At 68.2% G+C, this 20,957-nt stretch carries 19 protein-coding genes and 2 pseudogenes; 19 read left to right on the forward strand and 2 right to left on the reverse strand.

Annotated features, from left to right (window positions below):
• From CDO46_RS28385 to CDO46_RS14675, 3 genes and pseudogenes are all read left to right on the forward strand, one after another.
• Positions 1-514 (forward strand): annotated as a pseudogene (locus CDO46_RS28385) (hypothetical protein); the annotation flags it as partial.
• A gap of 134 nt (positions 515-648) precedes the next feature.
• A pseudogene (locus tag CDO46_RS14670) lies at positions 649-1,550 on the forward strand (DUF4382 domain-containing protein).
• 20 nt (positions 1,551-1,570) lie between these two features.
• Positions 1,571-1,777 carry a hypothetical protein gene (locus CDO46_RS14675; protein ID WP_087839232.1) on the forward strand — a complete coding sequence of 69 codons (207 nt, stop codon included), beginning with the start codon at positions 1,571-1,573 and terminating at the stop codon, positions 1,775-1,777.
• An 81-nt stretch (positions 1,778-1,858) separates the two neighbouring features.
• On the opposite strand, the gene CDO46_RS14680 is transcribed toward CDO46_RS14675, so the two are convergent.
• Positions 1,859-2,968: an alkene reductase gene (locus tag CDO46_RS14680; RefSeq protein WP_087839233.1), complete on the reverse strand. Its 1,110-nt coding sequence runs from the start codon at positions 2,966-2,968 to the stop codon at positions 1,859-1,861.
• A 283-nt stretch (positions 2,969-3,251) separates the two neighbouring features.
• Between CDO46_RS14680 and CDO46_RS14685 the strand changes: the two genes are divergently transcribed.
• The 6 genes from CDO46_RS14685 (at position 3,252) to CDO46_RS14710 (ending at position 10,228) form a co-directional block, all read left to right on the forward strand.
• A complete protein-coding gene (locus CDO46_RS14685) occupies positions 3,252-4,334 on the forward strand; it encodes an HPP family protein (RefSeq protein ID WP_243724569.1) in 1,083 nt (360 codons plus the stop codon).
• A gap of 186 nt (positions 4,335-4,520) precedes the next feature.
• Positions 4,521-6,179 (forward strand): bifunctional diguanylate cyclase/phosphodiesterase, encoded by a 1,659-nt coding sequence (locus CDO46_RS14690; protein WP_165963187.1) that lies wholly within the window; start codon positions 4,521-4,523, stop codon positions 6,177-6,179.
• Between the two features lie 21 nt (positions 6,180-6,200).
• Positions 6,201-7,688 carry an HDOD domain-containing protein gene (locus tag CDO46_RS14695; RefSeq protein ID WP_087839236.1) on the forward strand — a complete coding sequence of 496 codons (1,488 nt, stop codon included), beginning with the start codon at positions 6,201-6,203 and terminating at the stop codon, positions 7,686-7,688.
• On the forward strand, positions 7,685-8,686 hold the full coding sequence (locus CDO46_RS14700; RefSeq protein ID WP_087839237.1) for a DUF2157 domain-containing protein: 1,002 nt from the start codon (positions 7,685-7,687) through the stop codon (positions 8,684-8,686). Before CDO46_RS14695 ends, CDO46_RS14700 begins: the two co-directional genes overlap by 4 nt.
• Entirely contained in the window at positions 8,683-9,720 is a 1,038-nt protein-coding gene (locus CDO46_RS14705) for a DUF4401 domain-containing protein (protein WP_087839238.1), read from the forward strand. Before CDO46_RS14700 ends, CDO46_RS14705 begins: the two co-directional genes overlap by 4 nt.
• A complete protein-coding gene (locus CDO46_RS14710; protein ID WP_243724545.1) occupies positions 9,713-10,228 on the forward strand; it encodes a GDYXXLXY domain-containing protein in 516 nt (171 codons plus the stop codon). Before CDO46_RS14705 ends, CDO46_RS14710 begins: the two co-directional genes overlap by 8 nt.
• A gap of 26 nt (positions 10,229-10,254) precedes the next feature.
• Here CDO46_RS14710 and epsC read toward each other — a convergent pair whose 3' ends face one another.
• Positions 10,255-11,175 carry a serine O-acetyltransferase EpsC gene (gene epsC / locus CDO46_RS14715; RefSeq protein WP_087839240.1) on the reverse strand — a complete coding sequence of 307 codons (921 nt, stop codon included), beginning with the start codon at positions 11,173-11,175 and terminating at the stop codon, positions 10,255-10,257.
• A gap of 196 nt (positions 11,176-11,371) precedes the next feature.
• Between epsC and CDO46_RS14720 the strand changes: the two genes are divergently transcribed.
• The 10 genes from CDO46_RS14720 (at position 11,372) to CDO46_RS14765 (ending at position 20,932) form a co-directional block, all read left to right on the forward strand.
• Positions 11,372-12,523: an ABC transporter substrate-binding protein gene (locus CDO46_RS14720; RefSeq protein WP_087839241.1), complete on the forward strand. Its 1,152-nt coding sequence runs from the start codon at positions 11,372-11,374 to the stop codon at positions 12,521-12,523.
• A 240-nt stretch (positions 12,524-12,763) separates the two neighbouring features.
• Positions 12,764-13,645, forward strand: a complete 882-nt coding sequence (locus CDO46_RS14725) for a branched-chain amino acid ABC transporter permease (RefSeq protein ID WP_087839242.1) — start codon at positions 12,764-12,766, stop codon at positions 13,643-13,645.
• Between the two features lie 15 nt (positions 13,646-13,660).
• Positions 13,661-14,518, forward strand: a complete 858-nt coding sequence (locus CDO46_RS14730; protein ID WP_087839243.1) for a branched-chain amino acid ABC transporter permease — start codon at positions 13,661-13,663, stop codon at positions 14,516-14,518.
• 1 nt (position 14,519) lies between these two features.
• Positions 14,520-15,299 (forward strand): ABC transporter ATP-binding protein, encoded by a 780-nt coding sequence (locus tag CDO46_RS14735; RefSeq protein ID WP_087839244.1) that lies wholly within the window; start codon positions 14,520-14,522, stop codon positions 15,297-15,299.
• Positions 15,296-16,009, forward strand: coding sequence for an ABC transporter ATP-binding protein (locus CDO46_RS14740; RefSeq protein ID WP_087839245.1), 714 nt, complete (start codon positions 15,296-15,298; stop codon positions 16,007-16,009). Before CDO46_RS14735 ends, CDO46_RS14740 begins: the two co-directional genes overlap by 4 nt.
• Before the next feature lie 22 nt (positions 16,010-16,031).
• Positions 16,032-16,979 (forward strand): transcriptional regulator GcvA, encoded by a 948-nt coding sequence (gene gcvA / locus CDO46_RS14745; protein ID WP_087839246.1) that lies wholly within the window; start codon positions 16,032-16,034, stop codon positions 16,977-16,979.
• A gap of 88 nt (positions 16,980-17,067) precedes the next feature.
• Positions 17,068-17,859: a class II aldolase/adducin family protein gene (locus CDO46_RS14750; RefSeq protein WP_254914610.1), complete on the forward strand. Its 792-nt coding sequence runs from the start codon at positions 17,068-17,070 to the stop codon at positions 17,857-17,859.
• Positions 17,860-17,900: 41 nt separating this feature from the next.
• On the forward strand, positions 17,901-18,890 hold the full coding sequence (locus tag CDO46_RS14755; RefSeq protein WP_254914611.1) for a tripartite tricarboxylate transporter substrate binding protein: 990 nt from the start codon (positions 17,901-17,903) through the stop codon (positions 18,888-18,890).
• A gap of 110 nt (positions 18,891-19,000) precedes the next feature.
• Positions 19,001-20,290 (forward strand): MFS transporter, encoded by a 1,290-nt coding sequence (locus tag CDO46_RS14760; protein WP_087839247.1) that lies wholly within the window; start codon positions 19,001-19,003, stop codon positions 20,288-20,290.
• Between the two features lie 132 nt (positions 20,291-20,422).
• Positions 20,423-20,932 carry a histone gene (locus CDO46_RS14765; RefSeq protein WP_087839248.1) on the forward strand — a complete coding sequence of 170 codons (510 nt, stop codon included), beginning with the start codon at positions 20,423-20,425 and terminating at the stop codon, positions 20,930-20,932.
• Positions 20,933-20,957 lie beyond the last annotated feature (25 nt).

Consider the following 20,957-nt stretch of genomic DNA (forward strand, 5'->3'; position numbering starts at 1 on the left):
GCCGGCGGACGCCGCCGAGACGCCGCCCACGCGGGATGGCGGCGCGCCCGCCGAGCCGGCACGGCCTGCGATGGCGACGCGCGAGGCGGTGGCCCGGGCCGCCCGGCTCAGCACGGCCACCGTCGGCCAGATCGAGAAGATACAGAAAGCGGCCGCGCCCGAACTCGTGGCCGCGGTCAAGTCGGGCACCATCTCCATCAGCGCGGCGGCGGCCGTCGCCACGCTGCCGGCCGAGGAGCAGGTCGTGGCCGTGGCTGGCGGCAAGGACGAGCTGCGGCGCGCGGCGCGCCAGGTGCGCGAAAAGAAGGCCAGGGCCCGTCCGGCGGATGAGCCGGCGGCGGCCGGGGGCGGGGAAGGGGAGGACGACCTGCCGCCCGAGAGTACCGATGTGGCAGAGCTCCAGGGCCTGGTGCGCGCACTCAGGGCCGAGAATGCCGACTTGAAGCGGAAGGTGGCGAATCTGACCGTGGCGCTGAAGGAAGCGCGCGGCGCGAAGGCCGAGAGCGGCATGTAACCAAGGGTTCCCGCGTCATTTACAGAGCTTACATGTAGATTACACGTCCCGAACACTCTCCGCCGTATGCTCGCCCCGCGTTCACGCTTTACCGAAAGGAGGTCGTCGTGGCGAACAACAGATTTCCATATGGCATGCTGGCTCTGGGATGCGCGGGGGCATTGGGATTGGCGGCATGCGGCGGCGGAGACGGCTCGTCCGCTCCCCCCCAGGCACGCTGCAAGTCTCGATGACCGATGCGCCTGCCTGTGGCTTCGATCATGTCTTCGTAACCGTCAGTAAGATCCGTGTGAACGGCAATCCGAACGTCGATGTCATCCGGCCGTTCACCGTTGCGCCCGATACGCTGACCGATCTCGTACTGGACTTCGATGCCTGTAAGTCCATCGTCGCGCGCGGCAATGGCGGCTTCAATCTCAAGCCCGTGGTGACCGCCATTCCCATCGTGGTGAGCGGCAAGGTGGTCGGCTACGCGCCGGCCGGTTCGCGCGTCTATGCCGAGCGCGGCGGCGAGGTCGTCAAGGGCACCGTGGCCACGAGCGAAGGCGCGTTCACGCTGTCGCCCATCGAACAGAGCAGCACGGCCGGCAACGTCGACGTCGTGGTCGTGCCGCCGGCATCGGCCGCGCGCGGCGTAGGCATCATCCGGTCGGTGCCGGTGGTGGCCGGAGCCAGCACGACGGTCTCCACGTCGACGGCGCCGATCGCTCCGCCGCCGTCGGCCTTCAACACCGTGTCGGGAACCGTGACGCCGTTGAGCGCCGAAGCGTCGCTGCGCGCCTTGCAGACGACGGGCGGGGCGAAGTTCGAAGTGGCCTCGACGTTCGCCAACCTGGCGACCGGCGCCTATGGCATGAACCTGCCCGCCGCCGCGCCGGTGGTCGGCACCTACCAGACCACGCTGCCCATTCCCCTGGTCCCGGACGCGACCGTGGCCGGACGCTACACGATAGAGGCCACGACTTCGACGGGCGCCGTGAAGTCCTCGTCCGTCGATATCGGTACGGGACCGGCAACGCGGGACTTCGCGTTCTGATCGGTACGCAAGGAGCAATCATGAAATCCATCCTGACCGCCATCGTTGCGGCGACCGCGCTGGGCGGATGCGCGGTGTACACCCCGGGAGGGGCCGTCGTGGCCCCGGCGCCGGGGTACTACTACGATTCGCCGGGGTATTACTACGAGTATCAACCGGCCTACCGGGGCGGTTATCCCGGGCCGCGCTTCTGCCCGCCGGGACAGGCGAAGAAGGGCCGTTGCTAGCAGAGTAAGAGCGGAGGCGCCGCTGGTACGGGGCGCAGGGGACGGCGCCGTTGGCCCGTCCCCCTTGTCCGTCCAGGCCGGTCAGGCCAGGGCGGGGTAGTCGATGTACCCCTTTTCCGTGCCGCCGTAGAACGTGGTGTTGTCCGGCGTGTTGAGCGGAGCACGCTCGCGCAGGCGGCGCACGAGGTCCGGGTTGGCGATGAAGAGCTTGCCGAAGGCCACGAGATCCGCGGCCCCGCTCTCGACCGCTTGCTCGGCGGCCGCGCGGTCGTAGCCGTTGTTGGTCATCCACGCGCCCCGGCCGCCGGCCTGGGCGTAGGCCGCTTTCAGCGCGGCGTAGTCGAACGGCGCGTCGCCCTGGCGGTAGTCGCGGGCGCCGCCCGTCGCGCCCTCGATGACGTGGACGTAGGCCAGCCCGTAGCCGGCCAGCTTGCGGACCACGTACTCGAACAGGGGTTGGGGTTCGGGGTCCGAGGCGTCGTTGGCCGGCGTGACGGGCGAGATACGGATGCCGGTGCGGCCGGCACCGATTTCGTCGGTGATGGCGTCCAGCACTTCCGTCAGCAGGCGCGCCCGGTTCTCGATCGAGCCGCCGTAGGCGTCGTCGCGGCGGTTGCTGCCCGAGCGCAGGAACTGATCGATCAGGTAGCCGTTGGCGGCATGCAGCTCGACGCCGTCAAAGCCGGCCTCGATGGCCGCGCGGGCGGCGCGCCGGTAGTCGGCCACGATGCCGGGCAGTTCATCCAGGCGCAGCGCGCGCGGCTCCGAGGTCGGGACGAATCCACTCCCGTCCGGCCCGACGAGGTAGGTCTTGGCGTTGGCCCGGATGGCCGAAGGCGCCACCGGCGCGCCGCCGTCCGGCTGCAGCGAGGTGTGCGATATGCGTCCCACGTGCCAGAGCTGGACGACGATCTTGCCGCCCGCGGCGTGGACCGCGTCGGTCACCCGCCGCCAGCCGGCCAGTTGCTCTTCCGAATACAGGCCGGGCACGTCGGCATAGCCCTGGCCCTGGTGGCTGATGGCGGTGGCTTCGGTGATTAGCAGGCCGGCGCTGGCGCGCTGGCTGTAGTAGGTGGCCGTGACCGGCTGGGGGACGGCCCGCGGCGACCGGTTGCGGGTCAGCGGGGCCATGACGATGCGGTTGGCGAGCCGGAGGTCGCCGACGGTGATGGGATCGTACAGCGTGGTCATAGGAAATCCTGGTTTAGAGATGCGGCGAATCATATCGATGACTCTCGAATCATATATCGTTAAGTGACGATATATGCTCATGTCCGTTGTGCCGTAGGGGTTATCCGGCCGGCGGAGCCCTGCCGCAAATCCGGTACTATGCCCGGCTGGTCTCCGTCTGCCGTGCCGCTGTCGCCGTCGTTCCATGTCCGATCGCTCCGCTTCCTCCCGGGTTTCCGCGTCGCTTCCCGTCTTGTCCGTCTCCACGCTGTGCTCCTGGCTGGGTTCGTTCCGGCCGGGCCGGATGCGCATCAACGGCAGGGAGCGCGTGCGCATCGTCCTGGGAGCCCTGGCCGGGATCCTGCTGGCCGCCTGGGCGAGCCGTGCGATGGCCGGCAGCCTGGGGGCCGCCGCCTGGATGGTCGCCCCGCTGGGCGCGAGCGCGGTACTGGTGTTCGCCTTGCCGGCCAGCCCCCTGGCCCAGCCGTGGTCGGTGATAGGCGGGAACACGCTGTCGGCGCTGGTGGGCATCGCCTGCGTCAATCTGGTGGGCGATCCGGTCCTGGCGGCCGCGCTGGCGGTGGGAGGCGCCATCGTGGTGATGCTGTCGCTGCGCTGCCTGCATCCTCCGGGGGGAGCGGCGGCCCTGACCGCGGTGCTGGCCCAGGCGGCCGACTACCGCTACGCGCTGTTTCCCGTGCTGGCCAACTCCGTGCTGCTGATCGTGGCCGGCCTGGCCTACAACAGCCTGACGGGACGCCGCTATCCCCATGCCCAGGCCAAGCCCGTGCCCGGCCCCCGGTCGCGTTTCACCGCGGCCGACCTCGACGCCGCGCTGGCTCACTACAACCAGGTGCTGGACGTCAGTCCCGACGACCTGGAGGACCTGCTGCACCATGCGGAAATGGCCGCCTACCGGCGCAGCCTGGGGGAGCTTCGGTGCCGGGACATCATGACGCGCACCCCGCTCAGCGCCAAGCCGGACATGCCGCTCAAGGACGCCTGGGCGCTGATGCGCCAGCATCGCATCAAGGCGCTGCCGGTGATCGACCAGGCCCGCGGCGTGGTGGGCATCGTGACGGTGGCCGACTTCATGAGGCAGCTGGAAATGGACCGGCCCGAGGGGTGGGGAGGGCGGCTGCGGGCGCTGATCGGTCTCGCGCCCGGGGCCGGCGGGCGTCCGCGGGTCATTTCGCAGATCATGACCCGCCATGTCCGGGTGGTCAGCGCGAGCCGCTACGTGATCGAGCTGATTCCGATGTTCGCCGACGGCGGCCATCACCATATCCCCGTCATCGACGAGGAACGCACGCTGGCCGGCATCATCACGCAGACCGATCTTGTCAAGGCCCTGTCGCGGGCGGTTGGAGCCGGAAGAGACGCGTGATTCGGGGTCTATTCCGCGTCGAAGCGCGTCTCAACTTGGCGGCGGGCCCGCCGTTAATACCGTTGCAAGTACGTTGACCGGAGACAGGCCCTGCTATCGTCCAGCTGTCCAGGCGTGGTTCCGGGCCTCCCTTGAGCCCGTCCCTCCATGCGACTTGATACCTTAGACCGCGTTTGCGCCGATCCGGTGGCCTCTTTCGAAAGCGCCATCGACTTCTTCGCGCGCATCGACCAGCAGGGCCGGTTCCTGTACATCTCCGAGCCGGGGCTTGCGTTCATCGGCTATCACCGCGAATACCTGCGCATCGTGACGCTGCGAGACCTGGTCCCGCAGGAGGACGTGTCCCTGCTCGAAGCCTGCCTGCGCCAGGCCCAGCAGACGGGCGAGGTGCAGAAGTGCACGCTGCACCTGATCAAGACGCTGACCTATCCCCGGCTGGTGGAGTTGCGCGTCGCGCCCGACGCGACCGAGCCGGGGCAGTTGCTGGTGGTCGGGCATGACGTGTCGGCCTGGGCCGACAACGAGCAATGCCTGACCTACGCCATGTACCACGACGTGCTGACGGGGCTGGACAACCTGGCCTCGGCGCGCCACGAGATCGAACGGGCCAAGCAGGAGGCGCTGGACAAGGGCTACCGCGTGGCCCTGCTGCAGATAGACATCGACGAGTTCCATCGCGTCAACCAGGCCTTCGGCTACGAGGCCGGCGACCGCATCCTGCACGAGACCGCGCTGCGGCTCAAGGGCGCCTGCCATGCCCGGGAGTTCGTGGCGCGCTGCTACAGCGACGCCTTCCTCATCCTGTTGCGCGACGTGCCCGACCGCGGCTACGTCGAGGAGTTCGCCCGCCGGGTGTCCGATGCGATCCAGCTGCCGTATTCCCACGAGGGGCAGACGCTGCAACTGTCGGTACGCATCGGTGCCGTGCTGTTCCCCGACCGGGCGAACGGCTGCGACCAATTGCTCCACCACGTGGACGAGGCGCTGGCGCAGGCCGGCCGCAATCGCGGCTACAGCTTCGCCTTCTACGAACGGCGCGCGGCCGGCAACCGGCCCGACACGCTCAGGCTCGAATCTGACCTGCACAGCGGCATCCGCAACGGCGAGTTCTCGCTGCACTACCAGCCCATCGTCGAGGCGCGCAACGGGCAGGTGACAGGGATCGAGGCCTTGATGCGCTGGCATCACCCCGTGCTGGGCGCCGTTTCGCCGGAGATATTCATCTCGCTGGCCGAATCGGCCGGCCTGATCAATTTCCTGGGCGGATGGGCCCTGAAGAATGCCTGCATGCAGCTCATGCAGTGGGACGCGCGCGGCATCCATCTGCAATATGCCAGCGTCAACGTCTCGGCCCAGCAGTTCCGCGACAAGCGCTTCCCGGCCGCGGTGCGCGAGGCGTTCAAGCTGACGGGGCTGGCGCCCCGGCGCATCGTGCTCGAGATCACCGAAAGCGTGCTGATGGAGGATCCGGCCCACGCCAAGTCCCTGCTCGAGGAATTGACCGATCTGGGGGTGCGCTTCGCCGTGGACGATTTCGGCACCGGCTATTCCAGCCTGGCCTACCTGCAGAGTTTTCCCCTGGCCGCCCTGAAGATCGACCGGCGTTTCATCAGCAACCTGCCTTCCTCGCGCAATGACCAGGCCATCGTCGACGCCATCGTCGGGCTGGCCGGCACGCTGGGCCTGGACCTGGTGGCCGAGGGCGTCGAAACCGAGGCCCAGCGCGACCTGCTGGTGGCCAGCGGTTGCGAATTGATCCAGGGCTGGCTGGTATGCAAGGCCCTGCCCATCAACGAACTGGCGCACAAATTCGAAACCGGCGAGCTGCGGCCGCTGGCGAGCTGACGCCGGTAGACGGATTCCCCCATGCCGGATACCCAACAACGCCACGCGTTGACCCGCAAGCTGTGGTCGCGCATCAACGAGCGCGGCGACTTCCCGCTGCTGTCGGATTCCCTGCGTGCCACGATCTCGGCGATGAAGGGGGACGACCACGACATCACGGCGCTGGCCCAGATCGTCCTGTCGGACTTCACGCTGACGCAGCGCGTCATCCGACTGGCCAATTCGGCCATGTACATGGCCTTCGGCGGCAATATCACCACGGTGTCCCGCGCGCTGGTCGTGCTGGGCATCGAGGCCGTGGGCCACCTGGTGCTGGGCCTCAAGCTGGTGGATCATTTCCAGCAGTCCCATCTGCAATTGCAGCGGCTCGACGCCAAGCTGGAGCTGAACCGGGCGATGCTGGCGGGCTGCGTGGCGCGCAAGGTATGCGAGGTGCGCGAGCTGCTGACCAGCGAGGAAGCGGTGGTCTGTACGCTGATGCGCCAGCTCGGCAAGCTGCTGTGCATCTTCTATCTCGAGAGCGAATGGACCCAGATCCGGGAGCATGCCCTGGAATATCGCCGTACCGAGGACGAGGTGTCGGCCGAGGTGCTGGGCATCAGCTTCGAAGAGCTGGGCGAGGACGCCGCCGAGCGGTGGGGGCTGCCGGCGGTGATCCGGCGCGGCATGGAGCCCTTCGACCTTGCCGGCCTGCCGGCCGACCAGGACGTCGTGCTGGACCACGACCGATGGCTGCGCGCGGTGGCCAGCTTCTCGGTACAGATGTCGCGCAGCATGACCATCGCGGGCGGCGACGTCGAATTGCGCGAGCGGCGGATGCGCGAGACGGTTCAACGCTATGCGCACGCGCTGGCGGTGGCGCCCGAGCCGCTGTACGAGATCATGGAGGAGCTGACCCGCGAGCGGGCCAGCCAGCGTTTCATCCAGGAAATCGACGACCTGCACGCGGAGTCGACACAGGGCGGATCGCACAACGCCGAGCGCACGCTGCGCGAGGGCATGCGCGACCTGCGCTCGCTGCCGTCCGAGCACCACCTGGGACCCGTGCTGGCCATGGCGTCCGAAGCCATGCTGGCCGGCATGCAGTTCTCGCGCACCATCGTTTTCGTGCGCGATCCGCGTCGCCATACCTTCGAGGCGCGGCTGGGATTCGGCCGCGGCATCGAGCAACTGCTCCCCCAACTGCGCTTCAATGAGATATTCTCGGTGGACGTCTTCCACCTGGCCATCACCAATTCAGTGGGAATCTTCATCGAGAACGCCAGCGATCCCAAGTTCAGCGTCCACATCCCGCGCTGGTTCCGCGATGCCGTGCCCGATTCGCACGCCTTCGTGCTGCTGCCCGTGCGCGCGGACAAGGATACGGTGGCGCTGATCTATGGCGACTGGAACAGCGCTCAGCTGGCGCGCAAGATTCTTCCCGAGGAAATGGCCGCCCTGAACGAGCTGGCACGGGAGCTGGGCCGATTCTTCGGCCACGCCCGCACGGCGGCTCGCGAAGCGCCTTGAGCGGCGGCCGCGCCGCCGTGCATCGCCAGTTGATCGAGCTGGCACGGCGCAAGGCGTTATCGGCCGGGGCCGCCGAAGAAGGGCTGCGGTTGGCGGCGGTGCTGCCCGACGGACCGGCCTGGCGGCGTTTCCTTGAACGGGTATGCGCCTACGGCGGCACGCTGGCCTGCGCCGCCGGCATCATTTTCCTGGTGGCTTTCAACTGGCAGGAATGGCCGCCCATCGCCAAGTTCGCGCTGTTGCAGGCCCTGCTGGCGGCATCCGCCGCGGTGGCTTGGCGCCTGGGCACGGCGCGCCCGGCGGGCCGGGTGGCGCTGCTGTTCGCGATGATCCTGTGCGGCGCGCTGCTGGCCTATCTGGGCCAGCACTACCAGACGGGAGCCGACAGCTACCAGTTGTTCCTGGCATGGGGCCTCCTCATCCTGCCCTGGGTGGCCGTGTCGCGGTCGGCCGCGGCATGGGCGCTGCTGCTGGTGCTGGCCAACCTGGCCGCCCAGCTCTACGTGGGGCGGTTCTCGCCCATCCTGCTGGCCGCGCTGGACGGGGGATGGCCGCATCCCTGGCTGTTCTGGCTGGACCTGGCCGCCGCCGCGGCGGCCGAAGCGCTGGGCGGGCGGCTCGCCGACGGCGGCCGGATGCGTTTCCTGCCCCGGCTGGCCGGCGTGCTGGTGCTGGCCATCGTCGTGAGCGCGCTGGTCGGCGCCATCCTGGATGACGCGCGTGCCGGCGGCATCCTGGCCTGGGCCAACCGGGCCGTGATGGCCCTGGCCCTGGCCGGCGGTTTCCTGTTCTACCAATGGCGCCGTGACCTGCCCATGCTGACCCTGTGCTGCCTGGCGGCGATCGCGGTCGCGACGGCCGGGCTCGCGCGCCTGCTGGCGCAAGGCGATCCGGGCGAGCTGGCCCTGCTCGTCGTCGGCGGTTTCCTGATCGCGGCCTCGGCGGGCGCGGCCGTCTGGTTGCGGCGCCTGCAGGCCCGCTGGGCGGAGGAGGCATGAACGGCCTGCCGCAGGTCTGGGACCAGCTGCGCCGCCAGGGGCTGGCCGAGGGCGATGTCCCGCCCATGGCACAGGCGCAAGTGGCAACGCCCTGGCACGTGCGCCTGATGTTGGGCGTGTGCGGCTGGCTGGGCGGCCTCCTGCTGCTGGTTTTCGCGGGGCTGGTCCTGCCGGATCCTTTCGATTCGCATAGCCTGGTGGTGGTGGGCGTGCTGCTGCTGATCGTCGCGCGCATGCTGCTGCAGGGCCAGCCGCCCGAGTTGCGGGCGCAGTTCGCGCTCAGCCTCTGCCTGGCGGGTTATGGCGCCGTCGCCGTCGCCGGGGCGGCCTGGCTGCCGGTCTGGGGGACTTTCCTGGCGGCGGCGGGGCTGGGACTGGTCCTGGCGATCGTCATGCCGAACGCGATCGCCCGCTGTTTCGGCGTCATGGCCTTGCTGTTGGCGGGCGAGGGATGTTTCCGCGAACTGGACTGGCCGAGTCCCGTGCCGGTCATCGCGGCCTGGGCCTGCGCGGCGGCCTGGCTGGGCGAGACACGATGGGCGCATCGCCTGGGGCAGGGGCAGGCGCCGTTGTCCTGGGGCGTGACCCTGGCGTTGTGGGTGCTGGGCCTGGCCGGCGCACTGTTGCACGGCATGGACCTGTCCGTGCCGCCCGCCTGGCGTGCGCTGGCCTGGGCCGCACATGTGCTGGCGGCGTTGCCGCTGGCCTGGGTCGCCTGGCGCCTGTCGGTCCGCGCCCGACCGGCCGTCCGCGGCTGGGCCGCCGCCACGGCCTGCGCCCTGGTCCTGGCCGGGGCCTGGGCTCCGGGAGTGGCCTTCGGCCTGATGACGGCGGTGCTGGGCTACGCCCGTGCCCGGACCCCGCTCTGGGTGGGCGGGCTGCTGGTGGCGCTGTGGAGCGTGGGTTGGTTCTACTACGCACAGGCCTGGAGCCTGCCGCGCAAGGCGGCGGTGCTGCTGGCGCTGGGGGGCGTGCTGCTGCTGGCCTGGCGCGGCATCGCCAGGCTGGGCGCGCCGGAGGGCGGCCATGACTGAGCGCATGGCCCGCTGGCTGATCGCCGCCGGACTGGTCCTGGTGCTGGGCCTGGTCAACGCTTCGATCTGGCGCAACGAGTCGCTGCTGGCCAGCGGGACGCTGGTGTCGCTGGAGCTGGCGCCGGTCGATCCCCGGTCGCTGATGCAGGGCGATTACATGGCGCTGGACTGGGCGCTGGCGCGCGAGCTGCGCCAGCGCCTGGGCGAGGACCTGCCCGCCGCGGGAGCCATCGTCGTCCGGCGCGAGGCTGGCTCCAGCCGCGCAGCCCTGGTTCGCCTGGACGACGGCACGCCGCTGGCCGAGCGCGAGAACCGGCTGGCCTACACGGTGCGCGACGGGCGGATCCGGATCGCCACCGACGCCTATTTCTTCCAGGAGGGGCGGGCCGGGGACTTCGAGCGCGCCCGCTATGGCGCGCTGCGCGTGGGAGGGGACGGACGGGCGCTGCTGGTCGGCCTGCAGGATGCCGACCTGGGGTGGCTCGGCCCTCGCGGCGAGCGGCCGTAAGGGCCCGGGGCAGGGGCCCCGCGGGATCAGTCTTCCTGGTTCTTTGCCTGGTTGACGTTGGTGTTGGCCGGCACGCTCTGGGTCAGCCAGACGTTGCCGCCGACCGTCGAGCCCCGGCCGATGGTGATGCGGCCCAGGATGGTCGCGCCGGCGTAGATGACCACATCGTCCTCGACGATGGGGTGGCGGGCGATGCCCTTGGTGAGCTTGCCGTCGGGATCGGCGGGGAAGCGCTTGGCGCCCAGCGTGACGGCCTGGTAGAGGCGGACCCGCTCGCCGATGATCGTGGTTTCGCCGATCACCACGCCGGTGCCGTGGTCGATGAAGAAACTGGCGCCGATCTGGGCGGCCGGGTGGATGTCGATGCCGGTGGCCGAGTGGGCGATGTCCGAGATCAGCCGTGCCAGGAACGGGGCGCCCAGCTTGTGGATCGCGTGGGCCAGCCGGTAGTGGATGATGGCCTTGATGCCGGGGTAGGACAGCAGGATCTCGGAAATGCTGGTGGCGGCCGGATCGCCCTGGTAGGCCGCGTGCAGGTCGCTGACCAGGACCGCGCGGATGGCCGGCAGTTGCGAGGCGAAGCGACGGGTGATCTCGATCGCCTTGCCCTGCAGGTTCTGCTTGTCGTGGGTGTCCGGCGCTTCCGAGAAATACAGCGCGCGGCGGACCTGTTCGCAAAGCAGGTTGAGCGTGGCGTTCAGCGTGTTGCCGACGAAATAATCGATGCTGTCGTCGGTCAGCTTGCAGCGGCCGTAATGGGTGGGGAAGAGCGCGGCCGACAGGCCGTCCAGCACGGTGACCAGGGCTTCGCGCGAGGGCAGCTCGCGCACCCGGTCCAGGTAGCGGATCTTGTGCTCGATCTCGCGCGAGGTGCGCAACTGCTCGACGATGTCGGCCAGGTGCCACTCGGGAGCGATGTCCGGGGAGGGCGTGTGCGGTAGGTTCATGACGGAAAAATGAGTTGCGTGGGCAATGTCCACAAGCATAGTCGAAGCGGCTTTCCCCGCTAGGGGAAACCCTTTCGACTCGTCTGGTATGGCCCGAAACGGTAGAATATCGCCCCAAGTCGCCCGCGCCCGGGGCCCGCGCCGTCCCGCGCCGTGGACGCCCAGGCGCAAACGCGACACCTATAGGGACACTCACATGAACCGCATTTTCAGTCAATCGCTGGTGGCAGCGGCCGCCCTCGGCGCCGCTGCGTTCGCCCAGGCCGCCGACGTCAAGATCGGCCTGGCGGCCGCCCTGTCCGGCGGTGCCGGCCAGTACGGCGCCGCCATCCGCAATGGCTTCCAGCTCGCCGCCGACGAACTCAACGCCGCGGGCGGCGTCAACGGCAACACCATCAAGCTGGTCATCGAAGACGAACAGGGCAAGAAGGAAGAAGCCATCAACGTCTTCAAGAAACTGGTATTCCAGGACAAGGTCGTGCTGATCTTCGGCCCGACGCTGTCCAACTCGGCCCAGGCCGCCGACCCGATCGCGCAGGCCGCCAAGACCCCGGTGTTCGGCACCTCGAACACCGCCGACGGCATCACTTCCATCGGCAACTACGTCTTCCGCAACTCGGTCACCGAGGCCGACGTGCTGCCCGAGACCATCCGCGTCGCCGCCAAGCACAACGGCATCAAGAAGGTCGCGGTGTTCTACGGCAACGACGACGTGTTCACCAAGAGCGGCTACGACAACTTCAAGAAGGCCCTGGAAGACCTGAAGATCCCGGTCACCACGACCGAGACCTTCGCCAAGGGCGACGTCGACTTCAAGGCCCAGCTGACCAAGATCAAGGCCACCAATCCCGACGCCGTGGTGCTGTCGGCGCTGATCGCCGAGGGCGGCCCCATCATGGTCCAGGCCCGCCAGCTGGGCCTGAACGTGCCCTTCATCGGCGGCAACGGCATGAACTCGGTCAAGGTGTTCGACCTGGCCAAGGAACGGGCCGACGGCCTGTGGGTCGGCAGCCCCTGGTCGATCGAGAACGCGACCCCCGAGAACACCAAGTTCATCGCCGCCTACAAGGCGAAGTACAATGTGGCGCCGGACCAGTTCGCCGCCCAGGCCTACGACGCGATGCACATCGTCGCCGAAGCCCTGAAGAAGGTGAAGCTCTCGGGCAACCTGCAGGCCGACCGCGACGCCCTCCGGGCGGCGCTGCCCGCGGTGAAGATCACCGGCGCGACCGGAGCCTTCCAGTTCCGCCAGGCCAAGGGCGCCGCCGGCAAGCCCGGCGGCTACGATGCGGTCCAGACTCCCATCGTGATGGTCACCCGCGGCGGCCGCTACGTCATCGAGAAATAAGCGGCACCCGCGGAACCCGTCGGCCTCGCGCCGGCGATCCGAAAGGGCGCGGGACTCCCGCGCCCTTTATTAATAGTAGGGCTCGTGCCCATTTTTGTTTTCTGAACTCTACCGTCTCGTTCCTGAATCCGGCCCGACAAGAAACGCGGTCCGATCCAGGGCGCCGCGGATCCGGCTCCGCCGGTCCGCCAGTGCCGCCCCCTGGGGGGCGCGCGAAGCGCGTAGGGGGGGGTACCATCCATGCTACAGCAGCAACTCGTCAACGCACTATCGCTGGGGTGCGTTTACGCTCTGTTCGCGCTCGGCTTCACGCTGGTATTCGGCGTGCTGGGCGTCATCAATCTCTCGCACGGCGCGGTGTTCATGGTCGGCGCCTACGTGGCGCTGCAACTGATCACCCAGTTCGACCTGCCCCTGTGGGCCGGCCTGGCCGCCGCGGCGGTGGGCAGCGGCATCGTCGGCATCCTGATCGACGTGCTCGTCCTGAAGCGCCTGCGCAAGCGCAACGCGCCGCACCTCATACCCATGATCGCCACCATAGGCGTGGCCATCGCGCTCAACAGCGGCATGCAGGGCATCTATGGCGCCGCGAACATGCGCTTCCCGTCCGGCCTGGTGCCCGACGACGCCATCGAGATCGCCGGGCTGCACATGACGGTGATCGAGCTCATCATCATCTTCCTGTCGTTCGCGCTGATGGCAGCGCTGATGGTCGTCATGAAGCGTACCCAGCTGGGCAGGGGGCTGCGCGCCATCGCCGAATCGCCCAAGGCCGCCTCGCTGCTGGGCATCAACGTCGAGGGGCTGTTCATGCTGACCTCCTTCGCCGCTGCCGCCCTGGGCGGCGTGGCCGGCGTGCTGATCGGCCTTTATTCCAATGCGGTGTTCCCGCTGATGGGCCAGCCCATGCTGCACAAGGGCATCGCCGTCATCATCCTGGGCGGCATGGGCGACATACGCGGCGCCATGATAGGCGGGCTGTTCCTGGGCTTCGCGGAGGTGCTGTCGGTGGCCTACATCGGGTCGACCATGCGCGACGCCGTAGCCTTCGGCCTCCTGTTCCTGATCCTGCTCGTCCGGCCGCAGGGCTTGTTCGGCAAGGTGCTGGAACGCAAGGCATAAGGACGCAGACAAGAAATGGAATGGTTCGATAACTTCTGGTCGATCTACAGCAACCTGGTGCTGACCCTGGGCACCAACGCCCTGCTGGCCCTGTCGATCTACCTGACGCTTTCCTGCGGCATGCTGGCCATGGCCAATGCCGCCTTCATGGGGATAGGCGCCTACACCGCGTCCATCCTGACGATGAATTTCGAGATGTCCTTTCCGGTGGCGCTGCTGGGCGGCATGGCCGCGCCCATGCTGGTGGCTTTCGTCATCGGCAAGCCCACGCTGCGCCTGTCCGGGGTCTACCTGGCCATGGCCACGCTGGGCTTCGGCGAGGTGGTCCGGGTCGTGATCCTGAACACGGAGTCGTGGACGGGCGGTGCCCTGGGCCTGAACGGCATCCCCCAGCTGACGCAGTGGTGGCACATCGCGCTGGCCGTGGCGTTGTCGCTGGCGGTGCTGTTCCGGCTGCTGCGCTCGAAGGTCGGCCGCGCGTTCGAGGCCATCAAGGAAGACGAGACCGCCGCCGGACTGATGGGCATCGACGTCAACAACACCAAGATGCTGGCCTTCGTCCTGGGGGCGTTGCTGGCGGGCCTCGCGGGCGCGCTGAACGCCCACCTGACCTTCTTCATCGGACCCAACGAATACGGGTTCGACCGGGGCGTCGAGATCCTGACCATGACCATACTGGGCGGCATCGGCAGCCTGGCCGGGCCCGTGGCCGGCGCCGTGATCCTGACGCTGCTGCCCGAGACGCTGCGCGCGTTCAACGATTTCCGGCTCGTCATCAACGGCGTGATCCTGGTCCTGATCGTGCTGTTCCTGCCCAAGGGCATCTGGGACCCGGCGCTGCTGCGCAGCTGGTTCCGCCGGCGGAGCCAATGACATGCTGAAACTGCAATCCATCTCCAAGAGCTTCGGCGGCCTGCACGTGCTGCAGGACGTCAACATCGAGGTTCCGCAGGGAACGATCTTTGGCCTGATCGGCCCCAACGGCGCGGGCAAGACGACGGTGTTCAACCTGATCACGGGCCTGCTCGATCCGACCGGCGGCTCGCTTACCTTCGACGGCCAGAGCCTCGTCGGTGCCAAGCCGCACCAGATCACCCGGCGCGGCATCGCCCGCACGTTCCAGAACATCCGCATCTTCAAGGAAATGTCGCTGCTCGAGAACGTGGTGGTCGGCATGCACCGCCACCTGGACTACGGTCCGGCAGGCCTGCTGCTGGCGCTGCCCGGGTTCCGCGCCCAGGAACGCCGCGCGCGCGAACGGGCGCTCGAGCTGCTGTCCTGGGTCAAGCTGGAGCACAAGGCGCACCAGACTGCGGACAACCTCTCCTACGGCGACCAGCGCAAGCTGGAGCTGGCCCGGGCGCTGGCGACCGAGCCCAAGCTGCTGCTGCTGGACGAACCCGTGGCGGGCATGAACACCGGCGAGAAAGTGGACCTGATGGCCGAGATCCAGAACATCAAGGCGCGGGGCTACACCATCTTCATGATCGAGCACGACATGCGCTTCGTGATGGGCCTGTGTGACCGTATCGCGGTGCTGAATTTCGGTCGGATCATCGCCGAGGGCCTGCCCGAGGAAATCCGCAACAATCCGATGGTGATCGAAGCCTACTTGGGACGCGAGGACGACGTGGCGGACGAGGTGCAAGCATGAATCCGCTGCTGAAAGTCGACGGCCTGAAGGTTTCCTATGGCCACATCGCCGCGGTCAAGGGCATAGACCTCGAGCTGCGCGAAGGCGAGATCACGACGCTGGTCGGCGCCAACGGCGCCGGCAAATCCACCACGCTGCTGGCCTTGTCGGGCCTGATCCCCAAGGAAGCGGGCACCGTCACGTTCCAGGGCGAGGACATCTCGCGCCTGGCGCCGCACCGTATCGTCTCCAAGGGCATCGTGCAGGTGGCCGAGGGTCGTGCCATCCTGACCACGATGACGGTGCGCGAGAACCTCGAGCTGGGCGCCTATACCCGGCGCGACAAGGGCGGGATCGGCGCCGACCTGGATCGCGTGTTCGAACTTTTCCCCCGGCTCAAAGAGCGCCTGAACGGCATGGCGGGCAACCTGTCAGGCGGCGAGCAGCAGATGCTGGCGATCGGACGGGCGCTGATGGCCAAGCCGCGGCTGCTGCTGCTGGACGAGCCCTCCATGGGGCTGGCGCCTATCATCGTGCAGGAGATCTTCCGCATCCTGCGCGAGATCAACCGGCAGGGATTGACGATCTTCCTGGTCGAGCAGAACGTGCGGCAGGCGCTCAAGATCGCCCATCGCGGCTACGTGCTCGAGACGGGCGGCATCGCCTTGTCGGGCTCCGGCAAGGAACTGCTGGGCGATCGCAGGCTGGTGGAAGCCTACCTGGGCGGCTGAACAGATCCTATCCGGTCATACCGTGAAGCTGCCCCTGCCTCCGATGAAGTCGCTGCGAGCCTTCGAGGCCGCGGCGCGGTTGATGAGCTTTACGGCGGCCGCCGACGAGCTCTGCGTCACGCAGGTGGCGGTCAGCCGCCAGGTTCGCGGCCTGGAGGATTTCCTGGGCGTGGAGCTGTTCGACCGGCGCGGGCAGTCGATCGCGCTGACCAAGGCGGGAAGCCGCTACTATCCCGCGGTGCGCCGCGCGCTCAACGACCTGGCGTTCGCGACCTCGCAGCTCAGCCGGCGCGGGCAGCCGCAGGTGCTGTCCATTCTGGCCTACAACACGTTCGCGCAGTGCTGGCTGATTCCTATGCTGCCGGCTTTCCACGAGCAGCATCCCTCGGTGGAGATCCGGCTGTCGGCGTCCTCGGCCCTGGTCGACTTCAATCACCAGGATTTCGACGCCGCCATCCGTTTCGGAGTACCTGATATCCCGGGAATCGAAGTCGACATGCTGGCGCCGATCGAACTCGTGCCGGTCATGAGCCCGGATCTCCTGGCCCAGGTCGGCGGGACGCCGGACGTGTCGGCCATGCTCGAGTTGCCGCTCCTGCATTCGCTTGCCCGCCCGGGAGACTGGGAGGGCTGGTTCCGCCACGCGGGGCTGGCCAGCGACCATGCCGGCCGGGGCCACAAGTTCGAGAGTTCGCTGATGGCCTACGAGGCGGCGATACGCGGCCTGGGCGTGGCGCTGGGTGTCCGCATCCTGGTCGAAGGCTATCTGGCGTCGGGGCAGTTCGTCGCGCCGTTCGACACCTCTTATCGGCCCGCGGGCGGCTATTTCCTCGTGCATCCCAAGGATCGGGCGCCTACTGCCGCATTCCGGGCGTTTCGCCGATGGCTGCTGGCCGAACTGGGCGCGCGCGCCGACGACGTGATGGACGAGGCGCCCCTGCCGCCGCCCCCGGCCACCCCTACAAAATAGTTGGCCTGATCCGCCCGAAAAGTCATTTCCCCTTCGCCTGGCGTATGCGCAGAATGCATGACACGACTTTGCGCAGGAGGAATCGACGATGGCTGAATTGGCGGACCTGGGTATCGCATCCATGAGGTCCCGATGTTCCGAGGCGGAATGGGAGGTTCGGGTCAATCTCGCGGCATGCTACCGCCTGATCGAGTTCTACGGGATGGCCGACATGGCCGCCAACCATATCTCGGCCCGGGTGCCCGGCGAGGAAAACGCATTCCTGATCAACGCCTACGGGCTGCTGTACGAGGAAATCACCGCGTCCAGCCTGATCAAGATCAACGCCGACGGCGAAGTCCTGAGCGCGCCCGACTTCGGGCCGGACCTGAAGTACGGCGTCAACCGCGCGGGTTTCGTCATCCATAGCGCGATCCACCAGGCCAGGCACGAACTGTCGTGCGTCATCCATACGCATACGTGGCCCGGGATGGCCGTGTCGGCGCTCGAATGCGGTCTGCTGCCGCTGGCGCAGACCTCCATGCGCTTCGTCAACATCAGCTACCACGACTACCAGGGCGTGGTGCTGGACGAGGCCGAGCAAGCGTCGCTGGTGGCCGACCTGGGCGACAACAACGCCATGATCCTGAGGAATCACGGGTTGCTGACCGTCGGGCGGACGATACCCGAGGCGTTCAACGCCATGCATCGGCTGGAGCTGTCCTGCAAGCTGCAACTGGCGGCCATGGCCTGCAACAGTCCGCTGAATTCTGTTCCCCAGGACGTCCTGGACAAGACCTACATGAACTACCAGCCGCAGACCAGGCGGCCGTATGGCGTCATGGAATGGCCCGCGTTGCTGCGCAAGCTGGACCGGATCGATCCGAGCTACAGGCTATAGCCGGCTCCACGGCAGAACAGAATCAAGACAACGGAGACATCATGACATTCCTGGCAACTTCCTGGCGCATGGGCCTAGGCGCCGCGTGCATGGCAATCGCCGGGCCGCTGCTGGCCGGACAGGCCCTGGCGGCTTCCTTTCCCGAGCGGCCGCTCAAGCTCGTCGTTCCATTTCCGCCCGGCGGCGGGACGGACCTGGTCGGCCGCATCGTCGCCGAGAAGGTGGGCGAGTATCTCGGCAAGCCGGTCATCGTCGAGAACCGGCCTGGCGGCGGCACGGTGATCGGCACCGACTACGTGGCCAAGAGTCCGCCGGACGGCTATGCCATCGTGATGGGGACCTTCGCCTACGCGGTCAATCCCAGCCTGCAGGAGAAGCTGCCGTATTCCAACGAGACGTCGCTGGTTTCCGCCGGCATGGTGGCCAAGGCACCGAACGTGCTGGTGGTGAATCCACAGCGCCCCTACAAGACGGTGGCCGAGCTGATCGCCTACGCGAAGGCCAATCCCGGGAAGATCAACTATGGGTCCAACGGCAACGGGACTTCCGCGCACCTGGCGGGCGCGCTGTTCGCGACGCTGTCCGGAACGGAACTGACGCATGTGCCCTACAAGGGCGCGGCGCCGGCGCTGAACGACCTGATCGGCGGGCAGATCGACGTCATCTTCTCGACCATTCCTGGCGCCCTGAGCTACATCAAGGCGGGCAAGCTGCGGGCACTGGCCGTGACTTCGGCCGATCGGTCGGCGGTGTTGCCGGACCTGCCCACCGTGACCGAGGCCGGGGTGGCGGGGTATGACGCCCAGGCCTGGTACGGTTTTCTCGTCCCGGCCGGCACGCCGGCTCCGGTCATCGGCAGCCTGAACCGGGCGATCAATCATGCCGCCGAGACGCCGGCATTCCAACGCCTGGTGAAAGAAGAGGGCCTGATCAAGGTGACGGGCGATCCGGAATCGATGGACCGCTACGTGCGCGCCGAGGAGAAACGCTGGCGCAAGATCATCCAGGACGCCGGCCTGCAACCGAACTGAGGCCCGCGCCTCGCGGGGCGGCCGCATGTGCGCCCCAGCAAAAGCACGATATCCTCCGCTCTTTGGCGTCCCGGTGATACCGGGGCGCGTACCAGCCAGGAGATCGCTTCGTGCAAGCAAGGCATTCCCCGCCGACCCGGATCGCACTGCCGGTCGGCTTCATCGTCGTGCTGGGCATGCTGGCCGGCCTGCCGCCCCTGTCCATCGACATCAGCCTGCCGGGGTTGCCGGCCATCGGCGCCGAGCTCGGCGCCACCGACTCGCAGATGCAGGCGACGCTGGGCGCCTTCATGCTGACCTTCGGATTCGGCCAACTGGCCTGGGGACCCTTGTCCGATCGCCACGGGCGCTTGCGCGTCATCCTGCTCGGCCTGGCCGTGTACGTGGTGGCGGCCATCGCCTGCACGCTGGCGGCGGACGGCGCCGCGCTGATCGGCTGGCGGGCGGTCCAGGGCTTCGGCGCGTCGGCCGCATCGGTGGCCGGCATCGCGCTGGTCCGCGACGTCTTTCCCCAACCGCAGCAGCGGGCCACCATCCAGTCCTTCATCGTCGCGGTGCTGAGCCTGGCGCCCATCGTGGCGCCGCTGATCGGAGCGTTCGTCATCCACGCGGTGGGCTGGCGCGGCCTGTTCGCGGTGCTGGCCGGGGCGGGGCTGCTGCTGGCCGCCATCGTCGGGATCCGCCTGCGGGCGGGACGGCTGCGCGCGCTCCGGGGCGTGCAGCCGGCGGCACCCGCTTCCGAAGACCGGCAGGCGGGCCCGGGCCAGCCGCAGCCAGAAGGCGGCGGGCGCCCCGCGGGCTATCGGAGCTTTCTAGCGCTGCCTCATGCGCGCGCCCTGTCGTGCGCGCTGGGTGTCGTGTTCTGCGGCATGTTCGTCTTCATCAGCGGGTCGCCTTTCGTGCTGATCGACGGCATGGGCGTGTCCAGTTCGGTCTATGCGATCGCGTTCGCGCTGGCCTCGGCCGCGGTGCTGGCGGGATCGCTGACGACCGCGCGCCTCTCGCAGCGAGGCGTGCCGCCCCAGCGTGTGTTGTACGCGGGCGTGCGCGGCGCGGCCTGCGCCGGCCTGGCCGCCCTGGCGGTCGGGCTCGCGCTGCGTGGCGCGCACGGGCAATGGTGGGAGATCGCGGTCTTCGTCGTGGCGATGGCGGCCAGTCTTTTCTTCGGCGGCTTCATCATGCCGACCCTCTTCGCGCTGGGATTGCAGGACGCGGGAGCGATGGCGGGCGTGGGTGCCGCGGTGCTGGGCGCATCGCAGATGCTGGGCGGCGCGCTGGGCAGCACGGCGGTCGGCATGCTGCCGGTCGCGCCCATCGTCGCAGTCGGAACGCTCGCCGCGCTGTGCGGCGTGGCGGTATGGATCATCGCTCGCGCAACGTTCGGCCGGACGTCGTCATGACGATCATGCACGATGCGATGACGTGACATCGCGCGTGGTGCCGAAGCAAAAATTTTCGTCGTTGGCATCCAAAAGGGTTGACATTGTTTTGAGCACCATTAACACTTCGGGCCTCGACTTTTAGAGATTGATATGGTTAAGAAATCGCAACCCGTTAAGGCGGCTGCCAAGCCGGCAGCCAAGAAGCCGGCCGCGAAGGTCGCCAAGAAAGCCGCTCCGGCCAAGTCCGCCGGCGTGCTGGCGAAGCTCGAAGCCGCCGCCGTGCGTCTGGGCGATGCCGCCAAGAAGGCGCTCGAGCGTTCCGAGAAGGCCCGCAAGGAAGCCGCTCAGCGCGTGAGCCTTTACGAGAAGGCCGTCAAGGCCGCCGTGAAGGAAGCCAAGGCTGTCGTGGCCGCAGGCGACAAGAAGCCTGCTGCCAAGAAAGCCAAGGCCGCGACCAAGGCCGCCGCGCCGGCCAAGAAGGCTGCTGCCAAGCCCGCCGCCAAGGCCGCCAAGCCCGCGGTGAAGCCGGCCGCCAAGCCTGCTGCCAAGCCTGCCGCGAAGAAGCCCGCCGCCAAGCGCGTGGCGAAGAAGGCTGCTGCCCCGGTTGCCGCTCCGGCCGCCGCCGAACAGCAGGCCGCTCCGGCTCCCGCCGCCGCCTGATCGGCTGCAGGATGAAAAATGCCGC

Origin of the sequence: Pigmentiphaga sp. NML030171 (genome assembly GCF_002188635.1) — a bacterium.
Lineage (GTDB): Bacteria > Pseudomonadota > Gammaproteobacteria > Burkholderiales > Burkholderiaceae_B > Pigmentiphaga > Pigmentiphaga daeguensis.